The organism is Bacillus sp. FJAT-27445 (genome assembly GCF_001510665.1).
In the GTDB taxonomy this organism is placed as follows: domain Bacteria; phylum Bacillota; class Bacilli; order Bacillales; family Cytobacillaceae; genus Bacillus_D.
On sequence record NZ_LMTI01000004.1, the window covers coordinates 227,314 to 240,339 of the forward strand.

The window sequence follows — 13,026 nt, forward strand, 5'->3', positions numbered from 1 at the left end:
GCTTAAAAGGCAGGGCCTACAATAGAAGAATTGATGGTTAAGTATTTTGAAATGAAAAAGGGGAGAGCCATTTAATTGCGGCTCTCCCTTCCATTTTTCCCTGTTGAATTGGATAAATCAGTGTACCCCACTTTTTGATAAATGCATCCTCCGGGTAACGGACAATAAGGTTAGCCCGCTGATCAGAAGCAAGACGCTTGTTACGATGAATACTGAAGAGAAACCAAGGCTTCCCGCGAGGAATCCGCCAAGCATCGGGCCGACGATGTTCCCGAGGAAACGGAGGCTTGTATTGTAGCCGAGCACCTCGCCCTGGATGGCAACCGGTGCTTCCTGCCGGATATAGGCCATCCTGACGGGGATGATGCCGCCGATTGTTATGCCAAGGCCGAAGCGGATCAGGATCAGCTGCCAAACCTCTGTGACAAAGGCGCCGAACGAATAGATGGCTGCCCCGGACAGCAGCAGGATAATCAGGATATTTAAATAGCCTTTCCTGTCGGCCAGTTCGCCCCATTTCCGGGCCATCATCAAATTCCCGACACCCGCCGCCGAAAAGGCAAGGCCTGAAATAAAGGCGAGGTTTTCCGGTCCGTGCATTGTGCTGACGAAAAGCGCCAGGATTGGCTGGATGCTGAAAAGTGCTACCTGGATCAGCATAGAAATAAAGAGAACCGTTGCAAGGGCGGGGTTCCTGAGTATGTGCTGAATGACTTCCGTTCTTGTATAATTGGTTTTTATGTCTTCTTTTGGTTTGATTTTATATTCTCGTGCGAAGAAGATGAGGATAACGGATATTAGGATAATGGCAGATGTTCCTTTAAACGTGAGTGAATAGCCAAAGGAGTCGGCTAGAAAACCGCCAATCAGCGGGCCAAGCAGAGTCCCGGCGATGCTTCCTGTCTGCAATGTTCCCAGTACTCTCCCTGCCATATGCTTTGGGGTCTGAGTAGAAATGAATGCCTGCGTAATTGAAACCATCCCGGCGAAAAAGCCCATGAACAGGCGAAGGGTAAATAGCTGCCAGACGGTTTCGACGACCCCCATGAGAAAAAGCGAGACCGACATTCCGAGCCCGAGGGTGATGAGAATTCTTTTCCTGCCGTACCTGTCCCCAAGCCTTCCGAGAATTGGGGAAAAAAAGAAGGCTGTCACAAACGTCGCTGCAAAGGTAATTCCGGCCCAGTGCTGTACGTATGTTTCCGTAAAGTTCCCAAGTGTTTTGATATAAAGGGAAATGAACGGGAGAACCATAGTCATGCTGCCGCCGACAAAGAAGTTTGAAAACCACATGATCATTAAATTCCGTTTTAGCAATTTCTGTTCATCCAAAGCGGACTCACTTCTTTCATGGTGCTGTTATAGGGGGCAACCAGGATCGATTATTTCGCCTCCCTAAATAGAATACCAGAAAATCTCATTTATTTAAACGGTGGAGCTTGGCTAAATTAGGAAACATTTTTGTGACAGGACCAGGGCAAATTGTGATACTTAAAGTTGTTTTATAAAATATCTTTTCAGTTTTACAATGAAACAGTATATAATAATTTGAACTATTTACGTCATTCTAAAGAGGTGGAAATGGACATGCAGCGGAGTGAACTATATGGCGTGATGGAAGTTTGCTTGAATGCGGGGAAAATCATGCTTCAAAGTGGAGCTGAAACCTACCGTGTCGAGGATACCATGACAAGGATTGCATCATCATTCGGTATAGAAAAGTCGCACAGCTATGTCGTTCCCACTGGCATAATTTTTACTGCTGAAGACGGAGGGCCGGGAATAACGAAGCTCATCCGTATTTCAGAGCGTTCGACGGATTTGCAAAAGGTAACGCTTGTCAATGCTGTTTCGAGAAGAATAAGCGATAGAGAAATCGGCATTGATGAGGCCGCGAAACTTCTCGCCGATATTGATGAAATGAGCCATACGTTTCCAATAACCTTGCAGGCTGCGGCTGCCTCGTTGGCAAGCGGCTGCTTTATCATCATGTACAATGGAGTCTGGATGGATTTTATTCCGGCGCTTGTTGCGGGGGTCCTTGGTTTTTTAACAGTTACCTATTTGACCGAGATTGTGCCGATTAAGTTTTTTGCGGAGTTTTGCGGTTCATTGGTTATTGGGATTGTATCATACCTGTTTGTTTATTCCGGATTTGGAGTTCAGCTAGATAAAATTATCATCGGTTCGGTCATGCCGCTTGTTCCGGGACTCTTGTTGACAAATGCTGTGCGGGATTTAATCGCAGGCCACCTTGTTGCCGGGCTTTCAAAAGGGGCGGAGGCTGCTTTGACCGCCTTCGCCATTGGGTCGGGCGTAGCGATTGTCCTGATGCTGTTATAAGGAGGGGGGCATTACGATGGAAATTATCGAACAGCTTATAATGAGCTTCATTGCGACAGCGGCTTTTGGCATTCTCTTCAATGCCCCACGGAATTCACTTGTAAAATGTGGATTAGTCGGGATGGCCGGCTGGATCGTTTATTATCTTTTGGAAAAGTACATTTCCAATGTTGTTTCAGCTACCCTGACAGCGGCGTTTGTCGTCGGGGCTATCAGCCATTTGCTTGCAAAACAATACCGGGGCCCCGTTATTATATTTAGTGTCGCAGGAATCATCCCCCTTGTTCCTGGTGGAACATTCTATAACGCCATGCGCCATTTTGTGGCAATTGATTACAATTCCGCTTTAAGCCTTGCGGGAAGGGCTTTCTTGATTTCTGGAGCCATAGCAATGGGACTTGTTTTTTCCGAAGTGATAAACCATATATACAGGCGCACAAGTTCGTTAAAAAAGTAACCCTTTCCCACCTGAACGATGGGAAGGATTTTAAGCCTGGTTTTAGCAGGGGCTGGCGTTTTGCAGTCCCTTCCCAGTAACAATGGAAAAAAAATTACACTTACCCCCAAGGGTGGAATAGTGGAAATAGCCCTCTAAAGGCTGTTCGTTTTCTCTCAAATTTAGGCCGGTTCCTCATTTCTAATTGGCATTTCGCTCAAACTTTTTCGCTCATTTTGATTTGTTAGTCTGATATTGAGAGAAAACGGCGGCTGAAAAAATATTGTTGCCGTTGTCCAGCCGTGTTAAAATTTAGATAATTTGAAAAGTTTAGTTGCGGGATATGCCGCGGCTTTTGGAGGGATGGGCAGCATGGCAGTTTTTACAGACGGCTATTTTAAAATGAATGAAGGGCATGCCATAGAATACACGAAAGCAAAGCTTGGATTTTTCCCGGCAGATGCCGAATTAACGTGCAAGGAAATTGGCGATGGCAATTTGAATTATGTCTTCCGGGTAGTGGATGGGAAAAGCGGGAAATCGATTATCATAAAGCAAGCCGGGCCAGTGGCCAGGATATCGGATGAGTTTAAGCTATCCCCTGACAGGAACCGGATTGAGAGCGAAATCCTTTCGCTTCAGGACAAGCTTGCACCAGGTTTCGTTCCAAAAATGTACCATTATGACCCGATTATGAATTGCTGTGTTATGGAGGATTTATCCTACTATGAAATCATGCGAAGCGCCCTTTTGAAGCATAAGCAGTTTCCAATGTTTGCAGACCACATTACAACGTTTATGGCTCAGACCCTTTTGCTTACAGCGGATGTAGCTATGGGGCATAAGGAGAAAAAAGAGCTTGTAAAATCATTTATCAATCCAGAGCTTTGTGAGATTTCCGAGGACCTTGTCTATACGGAGCCGTTTTACGATTGCCCGCGGAACGATGTTTTTTCTGGTTCAAGGGATTTCGTAAAAGAGTTCATTTGGGAAGACAAAAAGCTTGCCCTTGAAACAGCCAAGCTAAAATTCGAGTTTTTGACGCATACACAGTCGCTCATCCATGGCGATCTCCATACAGGATCCATTTTTATAAAAGAAGATTCAACAAAAGTAATTGATCCCGAATTCGCCTTCTATGGCCCGGCTGGATACGATGTCGGAAATGTGGTGGCTAATCTAATATTCGCCTATGTGAACGCTTTATTCACCGGGCCATCAAGCCAAGCCGAATACCTGGAACACACGATATCAGAAGTGATTGACTTGTTTAAGGAGAAGTTTTTAGTTTTATGGGAAGAGAAGGCTATTGAGCGTGTTGCCCGCTATGAAGGTTTTAAGGAGTACTATCTCGATTCTGTTCTACGTGATACCGCTGCCGTAACAGGGCTTGAACTGTGCCGCCGTATTATCGGCCTTGCCCATGTAAAAGATATTACGTCAATAGAAAACCCGGAAACCCGCGTGAATGCCGAAAAAATCTGCCTTGCTGCCGGAAAAGAATATATTTTAAATCGTGATTCGTTCAAAAACGGAGAAGATTTTGCGAAAACAATCCGGGAAAGCGCGGCATTATTTTCGCTCTAGCAGTTTCCTGAACATCCGCCACCTGGCGGGTGTTTTTTTGTGGACATGGGGCAAGCATTTGAAATCAAACTGTAATTTATTGGAGGATTAATGGACAGCCTGTAGGGGTAACTAATCTTTGTATCAACCTTTAAAGGAGGAAGATCAATGGATAAGCGAGTAGTAGGAGTATTTGACAGCGGAGATGAAGCTGTACAAGCGATTGATGACTTAAAAGCACAAGGCTATGACAGGGATGCAATTTCTGTAGTTGCCAGAGACAGAGACGAAATTGACGACATATATGATGAAACTGGCACGAAAACGGAAGAAGGGCTGGCAACTGGGGCCGCAACGGGCGGAGTACTCGGCGGACTGGCGGGATTCCTTGCCGGGGTCGGCGCCTTGGCAATTCCGGGCGTAGGGCCGATTCTAGCGGCGGGGCCAATCGCGGCAACGTTGACTGGAGCTGCGGTTGGAGCAGGCGCTGGCGGATTGGCGGGTGCGTTAATTGGAATGGGCATTCCAGAGGATGAAGCTGGCCGTTATGAAACCGATGTAAAGGCAGGGAAAATTCTCGTCCTCGTTGATGAAGACGGAAGGAACCTTGGAGCCGGCGAAACAGGCGCAGTGACTGGAAATACGAATGATTGGTCGGGAAGCACGACAATGAATGACCCGACGATGAGGTCAGGCAATGAATTCGGAACCGGAACGGTTGACGCGAACTATGATACGCTAGGCGGAAATTTGAATACCGGAGATAGGGCGGGAAACCCAAAAAACTGGAGTGATGATTCGGCGAGCGGAATGATGTCTGGAGGGTCCTCGGTTGGAAGGTCGAGCATGATGGATGATTATCCAGTCGGCTCTAGCGAAATGTCTGGAAAATCAGATTCATCCGCTATTAACCGGAATTCAGCCGGCGCGGCGTTTGGAACCGATGAAGATACGATCATCGGCGGCGGAGCAGGCGGGAATTCTACAATGGGGACAGGCGGCAATACGACCATGGGGGCCGGAACAGGCTACAATGCGGGGCTCGGTTCAGATCCTAATTTCTCGAATGTGCCGAATGCGAACCCGGAGTCAAGCATGGGCGATTCATTGATCAGCAATGACCCGTTCAGGGGAACGGACGACACGCTGAGGGAAACGAATAAGAATCGAGACAGCTTTGATGACAGGTTCAAAGGCGAAGGAAGAGACAATACGAAACGGTAACTCTTTTCTAAAATAGCAAAAGGCAGGGAAATGGCGACATTTCCCTGCCTTTCTATGTTGTGGCGCAAACTGCGCGCCTTTGGTTCGCGTGGGAGCATCCTTAATGTCCCCACGCCATTTCAAGTAACTTGCAGCATGTTGCAAGGCAATAGTTTAAAGTTAGGATTGTTTAGAGTTAACAATCATTTGCCGCGGTTCAATATTCCACCTGGTTGTTTAAAACCTAAACGATGTAAGCCCTACCTCTCTTACATCCTTGCGGCTCCGAAGCCGCGCCAGTGTGAATAAGCCCATCTAATAAAACAAAAGCAGAATGCCAGTCTGTATTACGTTGCAATCCGCGCGTTCAAGTTACTCGAGTGAACAATTACTAATATTACCACACTAGTTTAAGTCTGTCAACAATCTTTTTGATAAATAATTTTTACATAATTATTTTAAAAAATGGAAAAAAGCAGTATGATTGATTTGCAAGAATATTTAGATTTCCGAAGTATTGCCTGGTACTGGCATCCGGTACCGCAGCTTAGGATATATCCAATCAGGCAGGTGGCAAACCGTGTCAAAAATCTTTTCTTATTTAAAGGCTTACCGTATCCATATGGCAATCGCCTTGTTCCTAATGCTCGTCGAATTGATTGTGGAGCTTTGGCAGCCGTTGTTGATGGCTAAAATTATTGATGAAGGCGTTATGAAAAAAGACCTTGATCTCGTCTTGAAAGGTGGGGCCATCATGCTGGGGGTTTCGGCGTTAGCATTTGCGGCTGGAATCCTCAATTCCTTCTACGCTGGCCACGCCAGCCAGAGCTTTGGTTACGAGGTGCGCAAGGCTCTCTTTGAAAAGGTCCAATCCTTTTCTTTTTCAAATTACGACCGGTTTTCGACGTCCTCCCTTGTAACGAGAATGACAAATGATGTTACGCTGATTCAAAACACTGTGTTTATGAGTTTAAGGATTATGCTGAGAGCTCCGCTGCTTATTATTGGCGGGCTTGTCATGGCCATGATTGTTGACTTGAAGCTTGGCCTCATATTGGCTGGTGTGACTCCATTTCTTGTTTTTTTCCTCTCTTGGGCAATGACTAGGGCGCGTGGATTCTTCCTTTCCATGCAGAAGAACCTTGACCGGGTCAACTCAGTCTTGAGGGAAAACTTGATTGCAATGAGACTGATTAAGGCATTTTTACGCGGAGGGCATGAAATTGGCCGGTTTACCAATGCGAATGGGCGCCTAAGGGAAAAAACCGTTTCCGCTTTCAGGCTCATCGAATACACCACCCCGATTTTGATGCTTGCCATGAATGCGGGCATCCTTGCGGTATTGTGGTTCGGGAGCTTTGAGGTCTCGAGCGGTAAAACAACGGTAGGGGAGGTCGTGGCAATCATTAACTATGGCACGAGAATTACGTCCGCCCTGTCGATTGTTTCAATGATTATCATGATTTTCTCCCGGGCTCGCGCATCCGGCCAGAGGATTGCCGAAGTATTCGATACGGAGGTTGACCTGCTCGATGCGCCATTTCCGAATAAAGACAAGGCCATGCCATTTGGAAAAATTGAGTTCAATTCCGTTTCCTTCCAATATCCAGGTACAAACGCGCGGGTGCTCGAAGATGTTTCATTTACCGCTAAAGCTGGAGCAACCGTTGCCATCATGGGAGCGACAGGGGCGGGAAAGACATCTTTATTCCAGCTTATTCCGAGGCTTTATGATGTAACGGAAGGCGAGATTCTGATTGACGGGACCGACATCCGGAAAATGAAATTAGAAACCTTGCGAAGGCAAATTGGCTATGTTCCACAGGATGTTCTTTTGTTCACCGGGACGGTTTCGGAAAATATTTCGTGGGGGAAGGAAAACGCATCGGAACGGGAACTGGTTGAGGCGGCTGTGAATGCCCAGATTCACGAGTCGATAGAGAAATTTCCAGAGGGTTACGAATCGAGGATTGGCCAGAAGGGGGTTAACCTGTCTGGCGGCCAGAAACAGCGGATTTCAATTGCCAGGGCTCTCGTACGAAAGCCGAAGATTCTTCTTCTGGATGATAGTACTAGCGCACTGGATTTGAAGACTGAGGCGAACCTTCTGAAGGCGCTGAAGAAATACAAATGTACAACCTTAATCATTACACAGAAAATCTCGACAGCCATGAGCGCGGATTCCATTCTATTGATGGAGGATGGGAAGATTAAGGCGGCCGGGACCCATGCCATGCTGATCCGCACTGAACCGCTGTACAGGAGAATTTACGAAACACAGCTTGAAGAGGAGAACAGACTGTATGCTGAAGGTATTAACTAGCCCCTTTATGTATCCAAAGCCATCGCTAAAGGCTAAAGGTGCGCCGGAACCAAAGAAAAACCAAAAAGCAAAAAACTGGGCGGGTACGATTAAAAGGCTATGGGACTATCTGTCCGTAAAAAAAGGCGGCCTAACTGTTGTTCTTTTCATGGTCCTTTTAAGCACTGGCCTATCCCTGTTGGGACCGATTTTGATTGGAAAAACGGTTGATAAATACATCATTCCAATGAAAACAGCGGGGCTCCCGCTTCTGCTTGCGGGGATCCTTGGGGTTTATTTCTTATTCTCTTTATCGACATTCCTGCAGGGCTATCTGATGATTGGCATTGCCCAGGATACCGTATCAAGGCTAAGGACGGATTTATTCAGCCACCTTCATAGTCTGCCTATATCCTTTTTTGACAAAAGGCAATCAGGAGAGCTGATGAGCCGGGTGACAAACGATATTGAAAATGTCAGCTCCACTCTCAACAGCTCGGTCATCCAGGTTTTTTCAAGCGTGCTTATGCTAGTCGGAACGGTTTCTGTAATGGTATGGCTGAGTCCGCTACTGACGCTGATTTCACTCATTATTGTCCCGCTTATGTTTTTCGGCATGAAGTGGATTACAAACCGCACTGGCGTCCTTTTCAAGGAGCAGCAGCGGAACCTTGGCGAATTGAACGGGTTTATTGAAGAAACCATCTCGGGCCAGCGGATTGTCAAAACCTTTTCACAGGAAGAAAAGGTGATTGAAGCGTTCCTTCAAAAAAACGGACGGCTGCGCCAGTCGGGCTTTTGGGCGCAAACCTTCTCGGGATTTATTCCTAAGCTAATGAACGTCCTGAACAATGTCAGCTTTACGATTATCGCGGCGATTGGCGGAGTCTTTGCCTTAAAAGGAATGATTACAATAGGTGTCATCATTGTCTTTGCTGAATATTCCCGCCAGTTTACAAGGCCGCTAAATGACCTCGCTAACCAGTTCAATACCCTCTTATCCGCGGTTGCGGGTGCGGAGCGGGTGTTCGAAATTCTTGATGAAGATGCTGAATCCGTGGATGAATCGGGTGCAGCCAATCTTGAGCAGGTAAAGGGTGAAGTCGAGTTTCGGAATGTTTCTTTTTCCTATGAAAAGGAAGGGAATACGATCAAGGATATTTCGTTCGTTGTCCAGCCAGGGGAAATGGTTGCCCTCGTCGGACCTACAGGTGCAGGGAAATCAACGATTATCAATCTGCTATCACGCTTCTATGACCCTGATAGCGGGGCTATTTTAATCGATGGCCATGATACGACCGCTGTTAAACGGAAAAGCCTCCGCAGCCATATGGGCTTTGTGCTCCAGGATTCCTACCTGTTCGAGGGGCCGATCATGGAAAATATCCGCTATGGAAGGCTGGATGCAACGGATGAAGAGGTGATTGAGGCGGCAAAAATGGCAAATGCCCATTCATTTATTGGAAAAATGCCTGAAGGCTACAATACTGTCCTGAAACAGGATGGAAGCGGAATTTCCCAGGGACAGAAACAGCTATTGTCCATTGCAAGGGCTATCCTTGCCGATCCGTCGATATTAATTTTGGACGAAGCGACCAGCTCCATCGATACGATTACCGAATTGAAAATTCAAGATGCGCTTGGCCGATTAATGGAAGGCAGGACTAGCTTTGTTATTGCCCACCGTCTGAACACAATCCGGAATGCTGATAAAATACTTGTTCTCCAAAATGGGGAAATCAGTGAGGAAGGAAACCATGATTCGCTCCTTCGCAACAAAGGATTTTATTATGAACTGAATAACAATAAAAACTAGGCTGGCTGATTTTGCCAGCTTTTTTTGTTTATTAGAGTAACATTTTTCATTAAAAAAAACATTATTATTCCAGTGACCCTAATAAAACAGCATTTTTATGCGAATTAATGTTAGAGAATTTAAAATAGTGTGACATAAATAGTTGTTTAACCAAAATTATTATTTTATAATTCAGAATGAAACGAAAATTCCGCAACACACGAGGGGGATGTTTGTGAACGAATTTGTTAACACGTTGGTTGGCTGGCTTTGGAGTACGCCAATGATTGTATTTTGCCTTGGGGTGGGGCTATACTTTTCATTGCGTACTCGCTTTCTTCAAGTAAGGCACATCAAGGATATGGTCATGTTGATGTTCCAAGGGAAAAGTTCAGACGCGGGGGTTTCATCTTTCCAGGCGCTATCGCTGGCACTGTCCGGGCGTGTGGGAACAGGTAATATCGCGGGTACTGCAACAGCTATCGCTATGGGTGGGCCTGGAGCTGTATTCTGGATGTGGGCGATTGCCTTCATCGGAGCCGGAACCGCCTTTGTTGAATCGACTCTCGCGCAGATTTATAAAGTAAAACAGGATGGGGAGTATCGCGGGGGCCCAGCCTACTACATTGAAAAAGGCATGGGGATGAAATGGTACGGAATCCTGTTTGCATTATCGGCGTTGGCTGCAATGAGCTTATTGATGCCGGGAATCCAATCCAATTCCATTGCAATCGGAATTGAAAACGCTTTCAAAGTGGACAGGTCAATAACCGGACTTATCATTATTGCTATTTTAGGCGCCATCATTTTTGGCGGGGTTAAAAGGATTTCGATAGTTGCTTCGTACGTAGTTCCTTTTATGGCTCTAGGCTATATTCTGGTTTCCCTTTATATTGTGGCAGTGAATTTTACAGAAGTTCCGGCTGTTTTCTCGCTCATATTCAGAAGCGCATTCGGCGCGGACGCGGCATTTGGCGCGCTGCTTGGTCTGGCAATCCAGTGGGGGGTTAAGCGGGGTATTTATTCCAACGAAGCAGGACAGGGGACAGGTGCGCACGCAGCGGGCGCTGCTGAAGTATCCCATCCGGCAAAGCAGGGGCTTGTCCAAGCTTTCTCGGTTTATATCGATACATTGTTCGTTTGTTCGGCAACAGCTTTCATGATTCTTTTTACAGGCATGTACAACACAGTCGATCCAAGTGATGCGACAGGGAAGACGTTTATTATGCAAAACCTCCCGGGGGTGGAAGCTGGCCCTGGATTTACCCAGGCGGCTGTTGATACCGCATTGCCTGGCTTCGGTGCAGGATTTGTTGCGGTCGCATTATTCTTCTTCGCATTTACAACAATTATGGCATACTACTATATTGCAGAAACGAACATTGCCTACCTGACAAGGAATATGAACAGCAAATGGCCGATGTTTATTCTCAAAATTGTTTTAATGGCCTCAACTTTTTATGGTGCAGTTAAAACAGCAAACCTTGCCTGGGCCCTCGGAGACGTTGGGCTCGGGATCATGGTATGGCTTAACCTGATAGCGGTCGTCATATTGGCCAAACCGGCTCTGATAGCGCTAAAGGATTATGAAGCACAGAAAAAAGCTGGACTGGATCCTACATTTAACTCCACAAAGCTGGGCATCAAAAACGCCGAGTATTGGGAAGATGGTTACAACAACTCGACTGAAACTGAAAAAGTATCATAATTTGTTTTTAATGGAACGGGATGCCAAGCATCCCGTTTTTTCGTGCCCGAAAAGTTTTCCAATGTCGTTTTATAGGAGAATTGCTAAGTAATTGTCGGACGAAATACGGGTGAGATGTGAAGGTTTCGCAAGAGATTTGTCGTAAAATATACATAACAAAAAGTATTTTGGAAATTGGGTGCATATGAATGATCGAGGAAAAATTGCTTCTCCAGGCCCTTCTGATATTAGCGCCTGTTCTCCTCTTTAGCCTATTGCCTGAAAACAGGCGTCTGGGGGATAACAATCTGATTTTTGGTGTTTTTCAGGGCGGTGCCGCATTTTTATGCCTGGTGTTTTCATACCAGTTTGAAGGGTTTTATTGGGATTTGCGATATGTTCCATTCGTGCTCGCCCTGCTATATGGAGGCCCGGGAGCGGGCTTGATCGTTTTCGTTGTCATTCTCGCAACAAGGACTTTTCTTGGCGGCGAAGCAGTTATCTATACTTATATTACAAGTATCACGACGATTGTATTTACAATTTTTTGGTACAAGAAGTTTTGGCTATATTCACCTTCAAAAAGGATTAAGCTTGCCATCCTCGGGAGTGGCTGGTCCATTTTCTTTTCCTTTGCAATGTTTGGTGTTTTCCGTACCATTACAGGAAAGCCTTTGGAAAAGGAGCTGCTCTTTTCTACGGATATCCTTTTATTCGGGGCAATCAGTATAGCAGGTATTGGTTTTGCAGCAAGGCTTATTGAGGAAGTCATTGAAAGGGAAAAAATGAGGGATGATATACTCCGAACCGAAAAGCTGAATACCATGGGGGAACTCGCCGCCTCTTTTGCCCACGAAGTACGCAATCCCTTGACGGTAGTAAAAGGGTTCATGCAGCTCATGCACCAAAATGAGACTGGAAAAAACCATGAGTATCTTACTCTTGCTTTAAGCGAAGTGGGACGGGCTGAAATGATCCTGAGCGATTACCTTAATTTTGCCAAGCCGCAGTTTCATAAGATTGAAGAGTGTTGTTACCATGAAGTTGTCTCGGAAATCGTAGCCTTGCTAAATCCGCTCGCAGCTAAAGGCGGGGTAACGTTAGAGGGGAACTTTCCAAAAGAAGATCTGCATATTGCCACTGACCGTAATCAATTGAAACAGGCTATTGTCAACTTGATAAAAAATGCGATTGAAGCAACCCCTGAAGGCGGAACCGTTTTAGTCAACCTTAACACGAAGGAAGGAGATGCGGTAATTGAAATTGCCGATAATGGAAGGGGAATGTCACAGGAGCAGCTTTCAAGAATCGGTACTCTATTTTATACGACGAAAGAAAGGGGAACCGGGCTTGGGACGTGTGTATCCCTTCGGATTATCCATGAAATGAACGGCCGTGTCTTTTATTCGAGCGAACTAGATAAAGGGACCAAGGTAACCTTGCTTTTGCCAGTAAGCAAGAAAAGCAGTAGCCTTCAAACCCAGGGAGTGTTGCAATTAGCCAAATGATCACCACAAAAAAACAGGCTTTCGCCAAATCGGCGGAAGCTTGTTTTTGTTATATCAGAATAATGATATTCGAGGTTTTTCCTAATTGGGAAATCGAAAACATCAGGGATACAGTGGAAACCGTATGGATTGTTTGGGAATATTTAAAACGAAAATAATTTTTGAAAATTATTGCAATAATAATAA

The 13,026-nt window shown here is 45.8% G+C and carries 8 protein-coding genes and 1 pseudogene; 8 read left to right on the top strand and 1 reads right to left on the bottom strand.

Annotation, left to right across the window (positions count from 1 at the left end):
• Positions 1 to 117: 117 nt before the first annotated feature.
• Complete coding sequence (locus tag AR337_RS12845; RefSeq protein WP_301335724.1) at positions 118 to 1,317, bottom strand: MFS transporter; 1,200 nt, start codon at positions 1,315 to 1,317, stop codon at positions 118 to 120.
• Positions 1,318 to 1,581: 264 nt separating this feature from the next.
• Here AR337_RS12845 and AR337_RS12850 point away from each other — a divergent pair, with 264 nt between their 5' ends.
• The 8 genes and pseudogenes from AR337_RS12850 to AR337_RS12885 all read left to right on the top strand — a co-directional run bounded on the left by AR337_RS12850 (position 1,582) and on the right by AR337_RS12885 (position 12,840).
• Positions 1,582 to 2,343, top strand: coding sequence for a threonine/serine exporter family protein (locus tag AR337_RS12850; protein ID WP_059172420.1), 762 nt, complete (start codon positions 1,582 to 1,584; stop codon positions 2,341 to 2,343).
• A 16-nt stretch (positions 2,344 to 2,359) separates the two neighbouring features.
• Positions 2,360 to 2,800 carry a threonine/serine exporter family protein gene (locus tag AR337_RS12855; protein ID WP_059172421.1) on the top strand — a complete coding sequence of 147 codons (441 nt, stop codon included), beginning with the start codon at positions 2,360 to 2,362 and terminating at the stop codon, positions 2,798 to 2,800.
• 351 nt (positions 2,801 to 3,151) lie between these two features.
• Positions 3,152 to 4,366 carry an S-methyl-5-thioribose kinase gene (mtnK, locus tag AR337_RS12860; protein WP_059172422.1) on the top strand — a complete coding sequence of 405 codons (1,215 nt, stop codon included), beginning with the start codon at positions 3,152 to 3,154 and terminating at the stop codon, positions 4,364 to 4,366.
• 147 nt (positions 4,367 to 4,513) lie between these two features.
• Positions 4,514 to 4,942: pseudogene (locus AR337_RS23785) on the top strand (general stress protein); the annotation flags it as partial.
• Positions 4,943 to 6,128: 1,186 nt separating this feature from the next.
• Positions 6,129 to 7,871 (top strand): ABC transporter ATP-binding protein, encoded by a 1,743-nt coding sequence (locus AR337_RS12870; RefSeq protein WP_059172423.1) that lies wholly within the window; start codon positions 6,129 to 6,131, stop codon positions 7,869 to 7,871.
• On the top strand, positions 7,852 to 9,666 hold the full coding sequence (locus AR337_RS12875; RefSeq protein ID WP_059172424.1) for an ABC transporter ATP-binding protein: 1,815 nt from the start codon (positions 7,852 to 7,854) through the stop codon (positions 9,664 to 9,666). The genes AR337_RS12870 and AR337_RS12875 overlap by 20 nt, the downstream gene beginning before the upstream one ends.
• A gap of 214 nt (positions 9,667 to 9,880) precedes the next feature.
• Positions 9,881 to 11,353 (top strand): sodium:alanine symporter family protein, encoded by a 1,473-nt coding sequence (locus tag AR337_RS12880; RefSeq protein WP_059172425.1) that lies wholly within the window; start codon positions 9,881 to 9,883, stop codon positions 11,351 to 11,353.
• A gap of 188 nt (positions 11,354 to 11,541) precedes the next feature.
• Positions 11,542 to 12,840 (top strand): ATP-binding protein, encoded by a 1,299-nt coding sequence (locus AR337_RS12885; RefSeq protein ID WP_059172426.1) that lies wholly within the window; start codon positions 11,542 to 11,544, stop codon positions 12,838 to 12,840.
• Positions 12,841 to 13,026 lie beyond the last annotated feature (186 nt).